The sequence below is a fragment of the Pauljensenia sp. 27098_8_83 genome (assembly GCF_041432695.1).
In the GTDB taxonomy this organism is placed as follows: Bacteria; Actinomycetota; Actinomycetes; order Actinomycetales; family Actinomycetaceae; genus Pauljensenia.
On record NZ_JAPWAD010000029.1, the window covers coordinates 20,470 to 38,896 of the forward strand.

The 18,427-nt window shown below is 63.6% G+C and carries 9 protein-coding genes and 1 CRISPR repeat array; of the genes, 8 read left to right on the top strand and 1 reads right to left on the bottom strand.

Features of this window, described 5'->3' with window-relative positions:
* The first annotated feature begins 295 nt into the window (after positions 1-295).
* From cas3 to cas2e, 8 genes are read left to right on the top strand one after another with little or no spacing between them, the layout of a single operon-like run.
* A complete protein-coding gene (gene cas3, locus O3656_RS09515; protein WP_500063788.1) occupies positions 296-3,289 on the top strand; it encodes a CRISPR-associated helicase Cas3' in 2,994 nt (997 codons plus the stop codon).
* Positions 3,286-4,956 carry a type I-E CRISPR-associated protein Cse1/CasA gene (gene casA, locus O3656_RS09520; RefSeq protein WP_500063789.1) on the top strand — a complete coding sequence of 557 codons (1,671 nt, stop codon included), beginning with the start codon at positions 3,286-3,288 and terminating at the stop codon, positions 4,954-4,956. The genes cas3 and casA overlap by 4 nt, the downstream gene beginning before the upstream one ends.
* Positions 4,953-5,603: a type I-E CRISPR-associated protein Cse2/CasB gene (casB, locus tag O3656_RS09525; RefSeq protein ID WP_500063791.1), complete on the top strand. Its 651-nt coding sequence runs from the start codon at positions 4,953-4,955 to the stop codon at positions 5,601-5,603. Before casA ends, casB begins: the two co-directional genes overlap by 4 nt.
* A 45-nt stretch (positions 5,604-5,648) precedes the next feature.
* Complete coding sequence (gene cas7e, locus O3656_RS09530) at positions 5,649-6,773, top strand: type I-E CRISPR-associated protein Cas7/Cse4/CasC (protein WP_500063792.1); 1,125 nt, start codon at positions 5,649-5,651, stop codon at positions 6,771-6,773.
* Complete coding sequence (gene cas5e / locus O3656_RS09535) at positions 6,770-7,498, top strand: type I-E CRISPR-associated protein Cas5/CasD (RefSeq protein WP_500063793.1); 729 nt, start codon at positions 6,770-6,772, stop codon at positions 7,496-7,498. The genes cas7e and cas5e overlap by 4 nt, the downstream gene beginning before the upstream one ends.
* The gene (gene cas6e / locus O3656_RS09540; protein ID WP_500063795.1) at positions 7,498-8,247 is read left to right on the top strand and encodes a type I-E CRISPR-associated protein Cas6/Cse3/CasE; all 750 of its coding nucleotides are present in this window, start codon (positions 7,498-7,500) and stop codon (positions 8,245-8,247) included. Before cas5e ends, cas6e begins: the two co-directional genes overlap by 1 nt.
* Positions 8,244-9,203, top strand: coding sequence for a type I-E CRISPR-associated endonuclease Cas1e (cas1e, locus tag O3656_RS09545; protein WP_500063797.1), 960 nt, complete (start codon positions 8,244-8,246; stop codon positions 9,201-9,203). Before cas6e ends, cas1e begins: the two co-directional genes overlap by 4 nt.
* Positions 9,200-9,604, top strand: coding sequence for a type I-E CRISPR-associated endoribonuclease Cas2e (gene cas2e, locus O3656_RS09550; protein WP_039929646.1), 405 nt, complete (start codon positions 9,200-9,202; stop codon positions 9,602-9,604). Before cas1e ends, cas2e begins: the two co-directional genes overlap by 4 nt.
* Positions 9,605-9,622: 18 nt before the next feature.
* Positions 9,623-17,459: direct repeats of the CRISPR family, unit length 28 nt; unit sequence GTTTTCCCCGCGTGAGCGGGGATGAGCC.
* A 122-nt stretch (positions 17,460-17,581) separates the two neighbouring features.
* On the opposite strand, the gene O3656_RS09555 is transcribed toward cas2e, so the two are convergent.
* Positions 17,582-17,725 carry a hypothetical protein gene (locus O3656_RS09555; RefSeq protein WP_500063798.1) on the bottom strand — a complete coding sequence of 48 codons (144 nt, stop codon included), beginning with the start codon at positions 17,723-17,725 and terminating at the stop codon, positions 17,582-17,584.
* Positions 17,726-18,427: the final 702 nt, after the last annotated feature.

The following is an 18,427-nucleotide window of genomic DNA, read 5'->3' on the forward strand; positions in this document are numbered from 1 at the left end:
CCGGTCGCGGTGTTCCCCGGCAGGGGATGATCCCGTGTAGTGCATCAGGAGGACGTATTCCCCGCGAAAGCGGGGATTTTTCTCTCTGAGGGCGGGTGAATGGCATCTTGCATGCAATATTGGGAACGTGTATTGCATAAGCCAAATTCTTCTGTTATGGTTACTCCATCACCTCCGAGGGGGTGATGACAGCTCCGCTGGTGCTGTCGGGCTCAACATTTTCAGAGTAACCGCATGAGCTCATGCTAGCGCGCATGCCGTACTCGGAGGATGGTTTCGACTCAAGGAAGAGGAAATGGCCCGAAAAGACAAGCAGAGATTCTCGCTGACGACGCCGACAACTGCGGAATCCCCAGTTTTCCCTGCCGCCCAGCCCGGCCTCGGCGCTGCTGATCTCTCCGCATTGGCCAGGAGCTTCTGGGCGAAGAGTGGAGACTCCGGCAGCTGGCTGTCCGTCGTCCAGCACCTGATGGATGCCGCTGACGTTGCGGGGCTCCTCTTCGACGACTATCTGAGCGAGCATCATCGCAGGCTCATGGCCTCGGTCTGGGGAGGAGATCGCGCCAAGGCACGGGCCTCGTTTGTGTTCCTCGCAGGGGTGCACGACGCGGGTAAAGTGAGTCCTCAGTTCGCATGCCAGCGCCAAGATCTGGCTCAGCTGATTCGCAGCGAGGGGCTGGTCGTCATGCGCAAAGCCGATTACGCTGAACGTTCCTTCCTTCCCCATGGCCTCGTCAGTCAGTTCGCGCTACAGGAAGAAATAGCTGCGGGTGGCGGTGATGGATCCCGTGCTCTCCAGTGGGCCATTCTCGTCGGTGTCCACCATGGTCGATACCCGGACGCGGGTGCCGTGTACGTCGCACGACAGCAGTACAGGACACAGGAAGGGTCGCGCGAGGATGATCCCCGTTGGGGTCAGGCGCGCTCGGAAATGCTTCGGTGGATGGCGGCGCGTAGCGGTTTCCCGCTCATCGCGCCTGGAACCGCCCTGCCGGAGCTGCCCGTTGCGGTGGCCTCCGCCTATGCCTCGGCCCTCGTGATCGCGGACTGGCTCGCTTCCAACGAGGATTACTTCCCGCTTCGGCCCCGACCGGTCGACGAGGCTGGAAAGCTGTCGATCGAGGGGTACCCCGAGCTCACCGCAGACCAGCAGCATGAGCGTGTCCGGCGTGCATGGAAGCGAGCGGCCTTCCCATCCCCTCTACGCATTCCGGCAACTCACACCGGTGTGACCGCAGACTTCTACCGTCACCGTTTCGGGTGGCCGGCCTCGTACCGTCCGACCGAGGCCCAGCGCGCCGCCGTCGAGATTGCGACGCGCGAGGATCCGGACCTCATGATTGTCGAGGCGCCGCCGGGGTCTGGGAAGACCGAGCTGGCCTTCGCGGCGGCCGAGGTTCTGATGCGCGCTCGGGGGCTACAGGGAGTGTTTGTTGCGCTGCCCACTCAAGCCACGACTAACGCGATGTTCGAGCGTGTCACCGCATGGCTCACAAGCATTCTGGGCGATGAACCGCAGAAGCTCGGCATCCAGCTCGCGCACGGGAAAAACAGCCTCAACGAGTCCTTTGTCAAGCTCCTCGAACGCGGTAAGAGCCCCCTTGAAGTGCATGACGGCGAGGAGGATCTCGGCCTTCATGCGAGCCGGTGGATGGGCCAGCGTTGGCGATCGACCCTGTCGCCGGTTGTGGTCGGCACAATCGACCAGGTGCTGCTCGCTGCCCTGAAGTCGCGCCACGTGCTGGTGCGTCACCTCGGGCTCATGGGCAAGGTCGTCGTCATCGATGAGGTGCACGCCGCCGACGAATACATGGAGACGTACCTGGAGGCCGCGCTCACGTGGCTTGGTATGTACGGGATCCCCGTTGTGTTGCTGTCGGCGACACTGCCGCCCGCGCGGCGTCTCGCTCTTCTGAGCGCCTATCGCCGAGGTCGTGGGTCGTCGGGCGTGAGCGCCGAGTCGGTCGATGGAATGATCGGCTATCCGGCAATTTCGACGGTGTCCGCCACGGGTGTGTGCGTCCATGAGATTCAGGGTGAGGCTGAGGTCCCCAAGAGGATCATCCCGACCTCGCTCGGCTCGCCGCAGGAAATCGCGGAGCTTTTGGACCGCGAGCTCGCCGAGGGTGGATGCGCCGTCGTCATCCGCAATACGGTCCGCGAGGCCCAGGAAACATACGAGGCCGTGAGAAACGTTTTTGGCCGTGAGCAGTCGACACTGCTGCACTCGCGTTTCCTGGCCGCCGAACGTGCCGCCCGCGATCGCCGGATGCTCGAACTTTTCGGAAAACATAGTCAGCAGCGTCCCGTCAGGCACGTCGTCGTCGCAACCCAGGTGATCGAGCAAAGCCTCGACGTCGACTTCGACCTCATGCTCACCGATCCCGCGCCCATGGACCTCGTGCTGCAGCGTATCGGGCGACTTCACAGACATGACAGAGCTGAACGTCCACGCGGCCTGCGCGATGCCAGGTGTCTCGTGATCGTCGAAGATGCAACTCCCTCTCCCTGGGCGTACTCACGCGGAACCGACTACGTGTACGCGCGCTACGCCGTCCTGCGGACCCTCGGGATTGTCGCTGATCGCGGCGAAATACTCGTCCGTGAACCGCTGGACTACGCGGAATTGACGACTCTGGCGTATACCGATGATGTGCCGGTCGGTCCCGCGCAGTGGCGCGAGGCCCTCGATGCCGCGTTGGAAGAGCGCAACAAAGCACGCGCCCAAGCACAAGCGAAAGCAACAACCTGGTGCCTCGGCGAAGCAAATACGCCCTCGTGGCAGGCCCTCGAACTCGAAGAGAAATTCCTCGGCAATGCCGCAACCGGTGACGAATCAAAGGGACCGGCAGTCGCAGTGGCCCGCGCTGCCGTGCGCGACGGAGAAGACCAGATCCCCGTCCTCATCGTCGCCCTCGATCCCGAGCTGGGCAACGTACCAGTGGCTCCCCCTATTAGCGGGGTGCCAGAAGACGACACGCCTCTTGCAGTCGGCGAATACAACGCCCGAGGACGTATCGCCGACATCTGCTCGTGGAGCGTCTCCCTGCCGCCGTGGGCGTTGCGCGCTCGCGGGCAGAGCATCGACGAGGCGGTGGACGCAGTTGCAGGTGCCATCTGGGATGATCCCATCACGACGGAATGGGCGTGTCGCGAGCACCCGTTCCTGGCCGGAGAACTGATCCTCGCGATGTACAAAACCCCCGACGGGGAGCGCCTCACGCGCGACCTGTGCGGACACACATTCACATACTCCACAGAAAGAGGAATGGAGGTGCAGGGTCAATGAAGAACCCTGAGTACAACCTACTCGACGAGCCGTGGATACCCGTACGGCTCGTCGATGGGACCATCACTGATGTCGGCCTGCTGGAGCTGCTGCGGCGCACGACCGACATCGCGGACCTAGCGTGCGAGCTACCCACGCAGAGCATCGCAATTCAGCGATTGATCCTGGCAATCGCGTATCGAGTGGCCACACCGCACGATACGCGCGACTGGGTCAGGCAGTGGGAGGACGGAGCTCCAACGGAGCAGATGATCGAGTACCTCGAACGGTGGCGGGATCGTTTCTACCTGTTCGGAGGCCGCTTCCCCTTCATGCAGGTGGCGGATTTGCGTACCGCGAAGGATGCTGTGTCTGGACTGGAGAAACTGATTGCTGATGTTCCTAACGGCGAGCAGTTTTTCACGACCCGTCACGGCCGCGCACTGGCCTGCATTCCTGCCTCGGAGGCTGCACGCTGGTTGGTGCACGCGCAGGCGTACGACCCCTCGGGCATCCGTTCAGGAGCAGTCGGTGATTCCCAGGTCAAGGGCGGAAAAGGCTATCCCATTGGCCCGGCTTGGTGCGGACACCTCGGGCTCGTCTGGCTCAAGGGCCAGGACCTTGACGAGACGCTCGTCCTGAACCTGATCCCCGCGTCCACGGCCGCGTTGCGCGGCGTTGATAGTTCGACCGAATGGGGAGTGTGCAGCTGGGAGGCTTCCGAACCGGAAAGCTCGGTTCGTGGTGACTACTCTCTCCTCGACCCCGCGGGCACTCCCAAGGAGCTGAGCATTCCTCGGCTTCTCACCTGGCACTCCCGTCGCATCAGGCTGGTTGGCGACTCGTCCGGCGTGACGGGCGTCGTCTTGGCGCAGGGTGACAAACTCGCCCCGCAGGAGATGCGTCTCTATGAGCCTCAGAGCCTGTGGAGGTACTCAACCCCGCAATCTAAGAAGTTCAAGACCGACGTCTACATGCCTCGTAAATTCGAGGCGGGCCGCGCGCTCTGGCGCAACCTCCCCGGCACCCTGCCCACCGTGACAACCGTGCAGGGCGTGGACAAGCAGCCCAAGCGGGAGTTCCTCCCCTCCGCGACGCTGTCCTTCCACTACCAACTCGACAATGCCTCGATCCAGACCAGCTATCCCAAGGTAATGCGGATTCAGGCTGTTGGTGTCACCTACGGTCCGCAGGAATCGACGTTCGAGGATATCTACTCGGACGAGCTGACGTTGTCAGTTGCCGTCATGCGAGTCGAACGTGAGGATCTGTCCGCCGAGATAGACCGGCAAGTTCGCCTGACAGAAGAGGTTGCCAGGGATGTTGGAACTCTTGCGGCAAACCTCGCACGCGCAGCTGGTGAGAGCGGAGACGGTGCCGGCGATGGGGCTCGAGATCGCGCTAAGGAGCTCTTCTTCTCCGCTGTCGACAACGATTTCCGGTCCTGGCTGACCCAGGTCGATGGGCACGAAAGCGGGCGGGATATCGGGCGTCGGTGGGAGTGTACGTTGCGTCAGCACGCGACGGATATTCAGACCGAACTCGTCAGGGGCGCCTCGTCGTCGGCAATCATCGGTCGGGATACCGGCAGGGGATACATGAACGTCGGTATCGCTGAAAACTACTTCCGGTCGGCGCTCAACAAGCGTCTCCCGGTACGGAACACCAATCAGGAAGGAACGAAATGACCAGCAATGATGCTGCTCCGGAGACCCCTCCGGATGGCGCTGCGAAAGGTTTGTCGACACGGCGCGCAGTGTACGGACGCGTCGGCGGCTTGATCGTGAATCGGCTCTGGAAGGAGACTCCTTCGGCTCGTGTCCTTCGCGCGCAGCTGCGCGGAGCTCTTTCGCGGGAGGCGGGGTCGGTGCCCGAGCTGTGGGACCTGACGCTCGATGATCGCCCAGGCTATCTGGGCGACGAGCCGACCCGAGGTGAGAAGGCCGTCCACGGGGCGCTCACTCTCTGGGCTCTCCACCAGGGATCGAACACGAGACCCATGCACGACACGTCGGACCGTCCGCGCAGTTTCGCGTCCGCGGTCCGAGTCGTGGCCGAGGGGCAGAGCGGTGACAAGCGGGCTGAGGAGACTCCGATCTATCGGCGTTTTTCCGCGGCCGTTCAAGCCCCCACGTTTGAGGGGCTTCTCGTGCATCTGCGTTCGCTTATCTCTCAGCTCGAAGCCGCCGAGATTCCCTGCGATTACGCGCAGCTGGCAGCCGACCTCTTCACGTGGCAGGATCCGCGTCACCGCACGTCCGTCATGCGCAAATGGGGGCGTCAGTTCGCCCGTCCCGCTGAAACTATCCAGACCGAAACCGACTCCGACGAGTGACGTCGGGCACCACCATCAATCGCTTCATTTGTGAAAGGAAAGACAATGTCCGTCTTCGTTGATATCCACGTCCTGCAGACCCTCCCTCCCTCGAACCCGAACAGGGACGACACCGGCGCGCCCAAGAGTGCGTCTTTCGGTGGAGTCCAGCGTATGCGCATTTCGTCGCAGGCTATCAAGCGTGCGACGCGTCAGGACTTCGAGGGCAAGATTGCCGACGGAAATTACGGCGTACGTACGAAGAAGATCGTTGAGCTGGTCGCACGAACGATCACCGAGAAGCGTCCCGACCTGGAGGCCGCATCGATCGAGCTCGCCGAGATGGGCCTGAAGGCCATCGGTTTCAAGCTTGCTGAGCCGCGTGGGAATAAGAGTGACAAGGAGTTGAAGGAATCTGGATTCCTCGTGTTCCTGTCGGCCAAGCAGATCGAGCATGTTGCGGACGCACTGATTTCGGTCGCTCACGAGGATGATCCCGCGGCAGCATTCAAGGAATTGAAGCCGCGCAGCCTTGTGGATACGGATCACTCGATCGATATCGCTCTGTTCGGTCGCATGGTCGCCGAACCGAATGCGCTGAACGTCGATGCCGCATGCCAGGTCGCCCACGCAATTGGTGTCGGTGCGGTCGAGCACGAGTACGACTACTACACGGCCGTTGATGACGAGAAGAAGCGCAACGACGAGGCCGACGAGGGTGCGGGAATGATCGGCACGATCGAGTTCGCGTCCGCGACGGTGTACCGCTACGCGACGATCAACGTCGACCTGCTGCGTGAAAACCTGGGTGACGATGCCGTTGCGGATCGCGCCGTCGAACTCTTCGTGGATAGCTTCGTCCGCTCGATGCCGACTGGAAAGGTGACGACTTTCGCGAACCGCACGCTGCCGGATGCCGTTCTGGTTCAGGTTCGTGATGACCAGCCGATCAATATGAGTGGCGCTTTCGAGGAGCCGATCGTCGCGGGGCAGCGCGGCTTCGCAGAACCCGCCATTAAGCGCTTCGTGGAGTTCGAGGCACGACTCCGCGAGTTGACTGGTCTGGAGGCCGTCGAGTCTCTCGTGTCGTGGACCACGCCTCGTGGCGAGAGCTTCTCGGAGCTCGGCAAGCAGGTGCGCCTGGCGTCCCTCGGCGAAACCGCAGCGGAAGCGGTGCGAGGCACGCGATGAGTGCGGTGCTCGTCTTGAGGCTGGCGGGTCCCATGCAATCGTGGGGCGTGGACAGCCGATTCACGCGCAGGTCGACGGAGGCTTTTCCCACGAAAAGTGCGCTGGTCGGTCTGCTCGGTGCGGCACAGGGGCGCAGACGCAGTGATCCCATCGAGGACCTGGCTGAGCTGAGCGTCGCCGTCCGGGTTGATCAACCGGGGCAGTTGCTCCACGACTTCCACACGGCGCATAGGGGTGATACGTCGATGCCTCTCTCTCACCGTTTCTACCGGGCGGATGCTGCGTTCGGAGCTTTCATCGAGGGGCCTGACGACATGATTGATGCACTCGCGCAGGCAATTGTTCGCCCGGTGTTTCCTCTCTACCTCGGCCGCCGCTCGTGCCCTCCGACCCTGCCGTTGCGCCTCGCTGTTCGCGAGGGCAGCGCGTGGGATGCGGTGCGCGAAACTCCATGGATGGCCTCGGCGTACTACCAGAAGAAGCAGCGTCACGATCATTACGTTCGGACGCGAGTCGTTGCGGATCTGGGAATTATTCCGCCTCAGGTGGAGAAAACCTCCCAGCAGACGCTTCAGGACATGCCGATCAGTTTCGACTCGGAGAATCGCAAGTACACCCTGCGTACCGTCGAGGAGACATATATCGACCTGGAGAATCCGCAGTACGTGGAGACGAAACCGCAGGCCAGTCCCGGCCTCGTGCATGATCCGATGGAGGTGCTCTGATGTATCTGACACGCATCTACCTCAACCCGCACCGTCGTGGGGCGAAGCAGCTCATGCGCAGCCGACAGATGCTGCACGCGGCTGTGCTGAATTGCTTCCCTCCGGGCGTGCTGGATGATCCCGGCGCTCCGCGGGTTCTCTGGCGCTTGGACCGTCCGCCGGCCGTTCGAGGAGCTGGCCCTCGTCAGGGGAGCCCCTCGTGCGTGCTCTACATTTCGAGCCCGGTTGCTCCGGATCCCTCGCATATCGTCGAGGAGGCCGGTTACGCGACCGAGGGCGGGGTTGTCATCCGCGACATGAGTACCTTCCTTGACGGGCTGTCGGCCGGGCAGCGGTGGGGTTTCCGCCTCTGCGTCAATCCGACGTTCCGGGAGGGTAGTCAGGTCAATGCGCGGGGACGCAAGAAGGTTCTCGCACACGTCACGCAGGATCAGCAGACGCAGTGGGTCCTCGAACGCGCTGAGAAATGCGGGTTCAGGGTGCTCACCTCCGCTGAGCTTGGTGGTGACCTGCCGGTTCTCGAGGACAGCGACGGGCAACGTGTCGACGGTGCGAATCTGCTGATCAACGGCGTTGAACGCAGTATCGCTGAGTTTAAGCGCGGGGAGCGTCGCGTGACCCTCGGGGTGGCTACCTTCGAGGGTGTCCTTGAGGTGACGGATCCCGAGGCCCTACGCCGAGCCCTCACTCACGGAATCGGCCGAGGGAAAGCCTACGGCTGCGGTTTGATGACCTTGGCTCGGCCATGAGACCGATCCCCGGGGCGAAGCCCCCAGATCCGAAAGACCTGGTGCGAGTTCGGGACCGGTTGACGTTCCTCTACGTCGAGCGGTGCACGATCAATCGTGACTCGAACGCGATCACTGTGGCTGATGGTCATGGAATCGCCCACGTCCCAGCGGCGGCGCTGTCGGTGCTGCTGCTGGGACCCGGGGTTCGGATCACTCACTCGGCGGTGTCTGTACTCTCGGAGAGCGGGTCGACCATCGTGTGGGTTGGCGAGAACGGGGTGCGCTACTACGCGCACGGCTCACCGCCCTCGCGTTCCTCGAGGTTGTTGGAGGCACAGGCTCGCGCGGTGAGTGATCCGTCGATGCGACTGACTGTTGCGCGCAACATGTACTTGATGCGTTTCGCCGGTGAGGATGTGTCGAAGCTGAGTCTTCAGCAGTTGAGGGGGCGCGAGGGTGCTCGGGTGCGTCGCTTGTATCGTGAGCACTCGCAGCGCACGGGGGTGCCCTGGGACCGACGCGAGTACGATCCTGAGAACTATGAGGACGGCTCGGTTGTGAATCAGGCGCTGTCGGCCGCGAATTCGGCGATTTACGGGATCGTCCACGCGGTCATCGTCGCGCTGGGATGTAGCCCCGGGCTGGGGTTCGTGCACAACGGGAACTATCGATCATTTGTGTACGACATTGCGGACTTGTACAAGGCCGACCTCACGATTCCGATCGCTTTTGATGTTGCGGCTTCTCCGACTGACGAGGCCGTGGGCAGTGCCGCTCGTAAGGCTGTCCGCGATGCCGTGCGAGAGTTTCATCTGCTTGAGCGGTGTGTCGCGGACATCAAGGGGCTGCTGTCGGTGTCAGGTGCATTGGACGTTGAGGACGAGGACCTGATCGTCGACGACTTGCGACTGTGGGATGACCGCGAGGGCACTGTTGCCGCGGGCGTGGCGTACGAGGAGAGCGGGTCCTGGTGATCGTCCTCGTTTTGTCTGCCGTGCCTGAAGGTTTGCGAGGGCATGTGACTCGGTGGTTGATGGAAATCTCCCCGGGGGTATTCGTGGGGACGCTGTCCGCACGGGTCCGTGAACGCCTGTGGGATATCGTCACTGAAAACATGAAGACAGGGCGTGCCGTCATGGTCTACCGTGCGCGAAACGAACAGGGGCTCGAGTTCCTGACGTGGGGTGATCCCTGGAAGCCCGTCGATTTCGATGGGCTGACGCTCATGATGCGCCCCTACTACTCCGAGGGGCGAGGCCAATACTCCGAACCCGATCCCGCGGCGCGTCAGTTGCGTAAACGTCCTGCGATGAGTAACTTTCAGAAAAGGCGCAAAGCTCAAGGCTTTCCAAGATCTGATCGATCTGCGCGATAAAAGCGCAGGTCAGGAAGTGTTTTCCCCGCGTGAGCGGGGATGAGCCCTTGTAGGTGCCCGCCGTGGGACTGCCCCAGATGTTTTCCCCGCGTGAGCGGGGATGAGCCCCACACGGTAAGTGCGGCCATTCTCCAGGTACGGTTTTCCCCGCGTGAGCGGGGATGAGCCGTCTCTCCAACCGCACGTGCAGACGGCGAGGAAGTTTTCCCCGCGTGAGCGGGGATGAGCCCGGGAGCCGACCCACATTTCGCCCACCTGTGTGGTTTTCCCCGCGTGAGCGGGGATGAGCCCGCTACGCCGATAACCTGTTTACCAGGGGCGGAGTTTTCCCCGCGTGAGCGGGGATGAGCCCACGCGCCAACTCGTCCCCAAGCTCAACGTCGTGTTTTCCCCGCGTGAGCGGGGATGAGCCCGGGTACACTGGCGAGGAGTGTGAGTTCCGTGTGTTTTCCCCGCGTGAGCGGGGATGAGCCCGCATCCCCCGCGCGGGCGGACTGTTCGTCTGTGTTTTCCCCGCGTGAGCGGGGATGAGCCGTCGGCGGCGGCGCACTCGGGGCGGCACTCGATGTTTTCCCCGCGTGAGCGGGGATGAGCCCGCCTCGTTATTCTGATAGAGGGCGACGAAGATGTTTTCCCCGCGTGAGCGGGGATGAGCCCGCCTCGTTATTCTGATAGAGGGCGACGAAGATGTTTTCCCCGCGTGAGCGGGGATGAGCCTCCTCGTCGTCTACGGCGTCATCGAGTCGTCGAGTTTTCCCCGCGTGAGCGGGGATGAGCCCGGTCATTGCTTCGGTCCTTTCAGTCCTTGAATGTTTTCCCCGCGTGAGCGGGGATGAGCCCTGGGACCTCCTCATGCGGCACGATCCGGTGCTGTTTTCCCCGCGTGAGCGGGGATGAGCCGCTCCCGCGCCGCCAGGTGATTTGGGGAACCACGTTTTCCCCGCGTGAGCGGGGATGAGCCCCGCCGCTTCCTCATCGTGGAAGTGGCCGAAAAGTTTTCCCCGCGTGAGCGGGGATGAGCCCGAGCGCGCGAAGTCCAAGACCGGCCACGACGGGTTTTCCCCGCGTGAGCGGGGATGAGCCCATGCCTCGCCCCGCGCAGGAGCAGCTTAACGGGTTTTCCCCGCGTGAGCGGGGATGAGCCCATCGGAGGGGACAGCCCGCCGAACGCGAGAAAGTTTTCCCCGCGTGAGCGGGGATGAGCCCGACACAAGCACTGTCGCACACAACACATAACCGTTTTCCCCGCGTGAGCGGGGATGAGCCCTGAGCCTCGCCCAGCGCCTCCATGAGTCCGCGGTTTTCCCCGCGTGAGCGGGGATGAGCCCGGCATCCGCTCCAAGGCTTCAAGCCTCGCATCGTTTTCCCCGCGTGAGCGGGGATGAGCCCTCTCCCTACTCCATGAGCTCACCTCAGTTCAAGTTTTCCCCGCGTGAGCGGGGATGAGCCCCTCGTTGTCGCCACCGAGCGGCCCGATCCGAGGTTTTCCCCGCGTGAGCGGGGATGAGCCCCACCCTTTAAGGGCAGCGTAGTCAGCGACGAAGTTTTCCCCGCGTGAGCGGGGATGAGCCCACACATTATCAAGTTGACAGACTCAGGAGGGGGTTTTCCCCGCGTGAGCGGGGATGAGCCCGATCTTTGTGAACTAAATTACACACGCGGTCAGTTTTCCCCGCGTGAGCGGGGATGAGCCCTGATAAACTGCCAGGGTCGCAGGGTACTTTGTCGTTTTCCCCGCGTGAGCGGGGATGAGCCTGGGGGGTATTCACGAGGCGAGTTAGTGGCGGTGTTTTCCCCGCGTGAGCGGGGATGAGCCCCCTCCCTCCCTGACTCTCCCTAGCCACGCCATGGTTTTCCCCGCGTGAGCGGGGATGAGCCTTGAGCGTGCCAGGGCAGTTGAAGCCAAGCGCAGTTTTCCCCGCGTGAGCGGGGATGAGCCTAAAAAATGGGAGGTATTCACGAGGCGAGTTAGGTTTTCCCCGCGTGAGCGGGGATGAGCCCACACCGAAAGGTCGCACTCATGCTTCCTCCCTGTTTTCCCCGCGTGAGCGGGGATGAGCCGTCACTTGACAGGTGGGTAAAGGAAGGGTAAAAGTTTTCCCCGCGTGAGCGGGGATGAGCCCACCGTAGCGCGCCATGACTTCCCGTGGAGGAAGTTTTCCCCGCGTGAGCGGGGATGAGCCCTGGGCTTCGGCTTCGAGGACTCCGTGAGAATGGTTTTCCCCGCGTGAGCGGGGATGAGCCCGATCACCAAGGAGAACAGATCATCATGGAAATGTTTTCCCCGCGTGAGCGGGGATGAGCCGTCAGCGGCGACCAGCTCCGTGACGATCTCCGGGTTTTCCCCGCGTGAGCGGGGATGAGCCCCCGGCCCGCGCGCCTCGACGGCGGCGACCAGGGTTTTCCCCGCGTGAGCGGGGATGAGCCCCGTTGCAAATATGAAGCGATCATGCGCCAACAGTTTTCCCCGCGTGAGCGGGGATGAGCCCTCTCTTTGTGAGGCCACCGCCCGCTACTACTCGTTTTCCCCGCGTGAGCGGGGATGAGCCGTCGCCGAGGTGGGCTTTGAGGACTTGCACCTGGTTTTCCCCGCGTGAGCGGGGATGAGCCCGAGACGGCACCGTATCTATCCACATTGCGCGCGTTTTCCCCGCGTGAGCGGGGATGAGCCCGAGACGGCACCGTATCTATCCACATTGCGCGCGTTTTCCCCGCGTGAGCGGGGATGAGCCCCACAAGACGGCAGCGAACCTGCTGAAGAAGACGTTTTCCCCGCGTGAGCGGGGATGAGCCCGACGTACCTAGGCGTACGTGCGCGCTACGTGGGTTTTCCCCGCGTGAGCGGGGATGAGCCCGAGGTGCCTGCGTCGGAGCCGAGGAGGCCAGCGTTTTCCCCGCGTGAGCGGGGATGAGCCCCGGCGTCGGTATCGGCGACCATGCCCGTGAGCGTTTTCCCCGCGTGAGCGGGGATGAGCCCATGCCCGCCGCGCCGCCAAGCGTGAACACATAGTTTTCCCCGCGTGAGCGGGGATGAGCCGTGCGTGGCGGAGAGCTTGTTGTTTCGTCTCAGGTTTTCCCCGCGTGAGCGGGGATGAGCCCCTGGTCCCCATCCGGACCCAAACCCACTAACAGTTTTCCCCGCGTGAGCGGGGATGAGCCCTGCAAGCTGGTTGCGCGCCAGTCGGTGACGCGGTTTTCCCCGCGTGAGCGGGGATGAGCCCATCCCTTTGATGCCGTTGATGAATCCCTGGATGTTTTCCCCGCGTGAGCGGGGATGAGCCCCGCCGCTTCCTCATCGTAGAAGTTGCCGAAAAGTTTTCCCCGCGTGAGCGGGGATGAGCCCCCAGGCACCCCGAGATCATCCAACCACGCCGCGTTTTCCCCGCGTGAGCGGGGATGAGCCCAAGTGCCGCGACGTTGATACAGGCGCGGCGAAGTTTTCCCCGCGTGAGCGGGGATGAGCCTCGGGCTGGGAGCTGGTCGAATCCATGGAGAAGGTTTTCCCCGCGTGAGCGGGGATGAGCCTCGCTCCTGGATCATCTCCAGTTCGGCTTGGAAGTTTTCCCCGCGTGAGCGGGGATGAGCCCGCGGGTCTCGCCGCCGGTGTCATCGCCTGGGCGTTTTCCCCGCGTGAGCGGGGATGAGCCCCTCCGTCTCTCTCTCACTGACCGCGTGTGTAAGTTTTCCCCGCGTGAGCGGGGATGAGCCATCCCACAGATGTGTGCGCTGGCCGCCCGTCCGGTTTTCCCCGCGTGAGCGGGGATGAGCCCTCAGCTGATGCCTATTTCGACTGGGTCGCAACGTTTTCCCCGCGTGAGCGGGGATGAGCCCCCATCGTTGTTGCGCGCCGCCCGCTTGAGGGCGTTTTCCCCGCGTGAGCGGGGATGAGCCCATCCTCCGGGTGCTGGAGGGCAAGGCCGAGATGTTTTCCCCGCGTGAGCGGGGATGAGCCGCTGCATGGGCCGCCATCGTGGACGCATGGAACGTTTTCCCCGCGTGAGCGGGGATGAGCCCCGCGTCGAAATGCTGGTCGGGATACGTGCGCAGTTTTCCCCGCGTGAGCGGGGATGAGCCCCGACCGTCAAAACCGCGTTTTCCGCAATACAAGTTTTCCCCGCGTGAGCGGGGATGAGCCTAGGCGGGTTTGTGTTGTGTGCGACAGTGCTTGGTTTTCCCCGCGTGAGCGGGGATGAGCCCGGCGGAAGTACGGCCACTTCAGTCAAGGCTATGTTTTCCCCGCGTGAGCGGGGATGAGCCGCGGAGCGATTAGCCTGTCGCTTGCGACTGTAGGTTTTCCCCGCGTGAGCGGGGATGAGCCCGGACAATCGCCGCATCCGAGTGACTAATCATTGTTTTCCCCGCGTGAGCGGGGATGAGCCGCTGACGCGCGTGTGGTCGATCTTCCGGTGCATGTTTTCCCCGCGTGAGCGGGGATGAGCCGCTGACGCGCGTGTGGTCGATCTTCCGGTGCATGTTTTCCCCGCGTGAGCGGGGATGAGCCCTCCCTGTTCCCGGCGCTGGAGTCGATCTGGACGTTTTCCCCGCGTGAGCGGGGATGAGCCCAGTACGTCGCCGACGTTGCCCTCGAGCTCGATGTTTTCCCCGCGTGAGCGGGGATGAGCCGCGCATTGTTTGGATACGGTCGCCTAGGTCGTGGTTTTCCCCGCGTGAGCGGGGATGAGCCCATGCGCGCCGCCGATTGCGTGTTTCACCATTTGTTTTCCCCGCGTGAGCGGGGATGAGCCCCGACATCGAGGCGATGGCTATGCGCGCACATGGTTTTCCCCGCGTGAGCGGGGATGAGCCGGCCAGACGCGTTGGGCACTCACAGACCTCGAGGTTTTCCCCGCGTGAGCGGGGATGAGCCACGACGCCCGCGTATGGGAGTCGCTTTGACTCGAGTTTTCCCCGCGTGAGCGGGGATGAGCCCGCGGCGGCGAACACGCCAGCCCCTCCGGTGCTGTTTTCCCCGCGTGAGCGGGGATGAGCCCATCTCTCCCGCCCTCATGTCCAGACTTGACCAGTTTTCCCCGCGTGAGCGGGGATGAGCCCACCATGGCCACCCGAGCCGACATTTACACGGAGTTTTCCCCGCGTGAGCGGGGATGAGCCGCTCATTCGTCCGCTCGGGGGACGTGCGCGCCCGTTTTCCCCGCGTGAGCGGGGATGAGCCCCCTACCGCGCGCCGCAGCCTCGAGCAACTCAGTTTTCCCCGCGTGAGCGGGGATGAGCCCTCTTCGGCGCGGGTGACGTGCGGGCGCGCACCGTTTTCCCCGCGTGAGCGGGGATGAGCCCAGGCCCATGAGGGGATTCGCGTTGTCGATGTAGTTTTCCCCGCGTGAGCGGGGATGAGCCGGCGCGACCCTGCCGACCGGCGGCGTCGCCACCGTTTTCCCCGCGTGAGCGGGGATGAGCCCGCCGGGAAGGAGAGACGCAAGTTAGGGGCACTGTTTTCCCCGCGTGAGCGGGGATGAGCCCGCACGACAGGTAATAGGCCCGAAATTGCGTACGTTTTCCCCGCGTGAGCGGGGATGAGCCCGAGGCCGTCCAGTGTCATGGCCTGGTCGGCGAGTTTTCCCCGCGTGAGCGGGGATGAGCCCAAGCGGTTCACTGAGGGGAAAGTCACCCTGCCGTTTTCCCCGCGTGAGCGGGGATGAGCCCCAGACGTACAGGGCGTTTACCGCGCGCCCCTCGTTTTCCCCGCGTGAGCGGGGATGAGCCCGCTTGCCTGTGCGAGGAGCAGCTGCCAGGTCGGTTTTCCCCGCGTGAGCGGGGATGAGCCCGGCGTGGGCCGCGACGAACCCCAACTCATCCAGTTTTCCCCGCGTGAGCGGGGATGAGCCCGAATGAGACGGCGCGTGAGTGTGCGGACTGGAGTTTTCCCCGCGTGAGCGGGGATGAGCCTGCGGCCTACCAGGAGCTCGGCTCGAGTATCTCGTTTTCCCCGCGTGAGCGGGGATGAGCCGTCGAGGAGACCGTTCGGGGACGGGGTGCCGGTGTTTTCCCCGCGTGAGCGGGGATGAGCCCTGATGAGCACCAAGACCGCCGCCGATCTCACCGTTTTCCCCGCGTGAGCGGGGATGAGCCCGCCAGGTTGAGCGGGGCTCTCGACGAGGGGACGTTTTCCCCGCGTGAGCGGGGATGAGCCCACTCCACTTGCCGGACAGCGCCCGGTCAGCGGGTTTTCCCCGCGTGAGCGGGGATGAGCCCTCCCAGCCGGTCGTGCAGCCGGGCAGCGCGTCGGTTTTCCCCGCGTGAGCGGGGATGAGCCCCGGCCTGACGAATCTCGCGAACGCGGGCAAACGTTTTCCCCGCGTGAGCGGGGATGAGCCGTCGAACGTCGAGCCCTTTTCGTCGCCAGCCTCGTTTTCCCCGCGTGAGCGGGGATGAGCCCGCTGGCCGCATCCCGATTCTGCTCGCTCACCCGTTTTCCCCGCGTGAGCGGGGATGAGCCCCATGCCCTAAGGGCAGCGTAGTCGGCGACGAAGTTTTCCCCGCGTGAGCGGGGATGAGCCGCGTGCGAGTCCGTCTCACGGTTGAACTCACGCGTTTTCCCCGCGTGAGCGGGGATGAGCCCAGTCACGCTCACGGGCAAGTACCCGTGCATGGGTTTTCCCCGCGTGAGCGGGGATGAGCCCGAAGTTTGCACTCTCACAGGTGGCTGGTGCAAGTTTTCCCCGCGTGAGCGGGGATGAGCCCTAAATTAAACGCGCGGTCAGTGAGAGAGACGGGTTTTCCCCGCGTGAGCGGGGATGAGCCGTCACTTGACAGGTGGGTGAAACGAGGGTGAAAGTTTTCCCCGCGTGAGCGGGGATGAGCCCTCCACCTCGAGCGCGTCACCGGAAACCCCGCCGTTTTCCCCGCGTGAGCGGGGATGAGCCCTACCATGAACACCAAGTACGCGCTCGCAGGCCGTTTTCCCCGCGTGAGCGGGGATGAGCCCATGAGGTGTATGGAACGCAAAGAACCGTGCGGGTTTTCCCCGCGTGAGCGGGGATGAGCCCGCAAACTTCGCCGAACTGAAACAACTCATCGAGTTTTCCCCGCGTGAGCGGGGATGAGCCCGATGCACACACGTCGAATGTGCTCGACACGCGGTTTTCCCCGCGTGAGCGGGGATGAGCCACAGGCCCCGCGAGGCTGCCACCCCGCGAGACCGTTTTCCCCGCGTGAGCGGGGATGAGCCCGACGAGGCAATGCACGGACACCTTGATCGTGAGTTTTCCCCGCGTGAGCGGGGATGAGCCCGTCGCCACCTATACCGCCGACGATGAATCCCTGTTTTCCCCGCGTGAGCGGGGATGAGCCCCCTCTGAAAGGAACCATCATGACCACTCGAGAGTTTTCCCCGCGTGAGCGGGGATGAGCCCCTGATGGACTTTGCCGGGTGCGAATCGGACTAGTTTTCCCGGCGTGAGCGGGGATGAGCCCGACGAGGAGCGGGTGAGCGTGGCGCTCTTGTAGTTTTCCCCGCGTGAGCGGGGATGAGCTCCACGCTCGACCTAGCCCCTAACACCCTGACGTTTTCCCCGCGTGAGCGGGGATGAGCCGGGGTGCCAGCGCGACGAGCGGCACCGCAAGGGGTTTTCCCCGCGTGAGCGGGGATGAGCCGTTCCTTCTTAAAACGTCGGATGCCCCGGCGTAGTTTTCCTCGCGTGAGCGGGGATGAGCCCGAGAGACAGATCGTCGCGGACCTTGCGGAACAGTTTTCCCCGCGTGAGCGGGGATGAGCCGGACACAGTCGACGAGGTCGTGGCGTGCACCGCGTTTTCCCCGCGTGAGCGGGGATGAGCCCCCACCTGTGCGAGCCTCCCCGTCGTCGATCACGTTTTCCCCGTGTGAGCGGGGATGAAGCCCTACAGGAAGCCGCATAACGGCTACCATATAAAATAAAGCGTCCAAGTTTCGGAGCGCAGTTCAATACGAGGCCGGGGCGTGGCGTGTCCGATGCGTGCCCTCGCGCGGAGGGCAGGTCGGTCAGGCCTGGCGTCGGCGAGCCGCCACCGCCAGTGCACCCAGCAGGCTCAGCATGCCGAGGTCAGCGAGGACGCCAGCCATGTCGGCATCGGTGCGAGCCAGCTGCTTCGGCTTGGGAGCTGGAGGCGCGGGAGTCGAAGGCACGGATGGCGTAGGCGGGGGAGTGGACGAGCTCCGCATCGAGGGTGTCGACGGGGTCGGCGTGGCCGAAGGAGTGTGTAACCGACGGCATTGGCTCGGGTGTAGGCGTGACTGCCGGGGTGAGCGTTGGGGGTTTTGCACTACACGAAGCCCTCTTGCGGCGTGTCGCCGGCGTGTCGGAGGCTTGTGTAGTGCAATTCCCCCCGAGAGGTGGCGATGAAGTCGCGGTTTGGGGTGGTGTGGTGCCCAAATCGCAGACCACCTCGGTGAACAACGCCGAAAATGGGGTGTTGTGGGCGAAGTGGTCTGCGTTTTGGGCGCGGCGGTGTTCTGGCATGGTGTGTTGCGCACACGAGAACCCGCTGTATCGCACATAAATCTGCTGTTGCGAGTGTTAACTCGCTATGTCGCATGTGAACCCGCTATTTGGAGTGTGGGCGGGTCTGCCCAGGCTCGTATTAGCTGGTTAACGTGCAGGTGAGAGGACCCACGTGTGGATTAGTGGGCCCATGTGCGCATGTGCGGGTTAACGTGCGCATTGAAGGGTGCATGCAGGCCCTGTCGCGCCCAGGCTCCACCAGCTGGGTTAACGTGCAGAGGGAGGGACGCGTGTGCTCAAGGAAGGGGAGTGGCCGCTCTCGATGTCAGGTTATAGAACAAAACGTCGTGGTGGGGCGGTGATAAGCTCCGCGACGGTCGGGCTGT

Bases quoted from the DNA above. Each gene is read 5' to 3' on its own strand.
- casB (WP_500063791.1), top strand. From the start codon at position 4,953: ATGACCAGCAATGATGCTGCTCCGGAGACCCCTCCGGATGGCGCTGCG.
- cas7e (WP_500063792.1), top strand. From the start codon at position 5,649: ATGTCCGTCTTCGTTGATATCCACGTCCTGCAGACCCTCCCTCCCTCG.
- cas6e (WP_500063795.1), top strand. From the start codon at position 7,498: ATGTATCTGACACGCATCTACCTCAACCCGCACCGTCGTGGGGCGAAG.
- cas1e (WP_500063797.1), top strand. From the start codon at position 8,244: ATGAGACCGATCCCCGGGGCGAAGCCCCCAGATCCGAAAGACCTGGTG.
- cas3 (WP_500063788.1), top strand. From the start codon at position 296: ATGGCCCGAAAAGACAAGCAGAGATTCTCGCTGACGACGCCGACAACT.
- casA (WP_500063789.1), top strand. From the start codon at position 3,286: ATGAAGAACCCTGAGTACAACCTACTCGACGAGCCGTGGATACCCGTA.
- cas5e (WP_500063793.1), top strand. From the start codon at position 6,770: ATGAGTGCGGTGCTCGTCTTGAGGCTGGCGGGTCCCATGCAATCGTGG.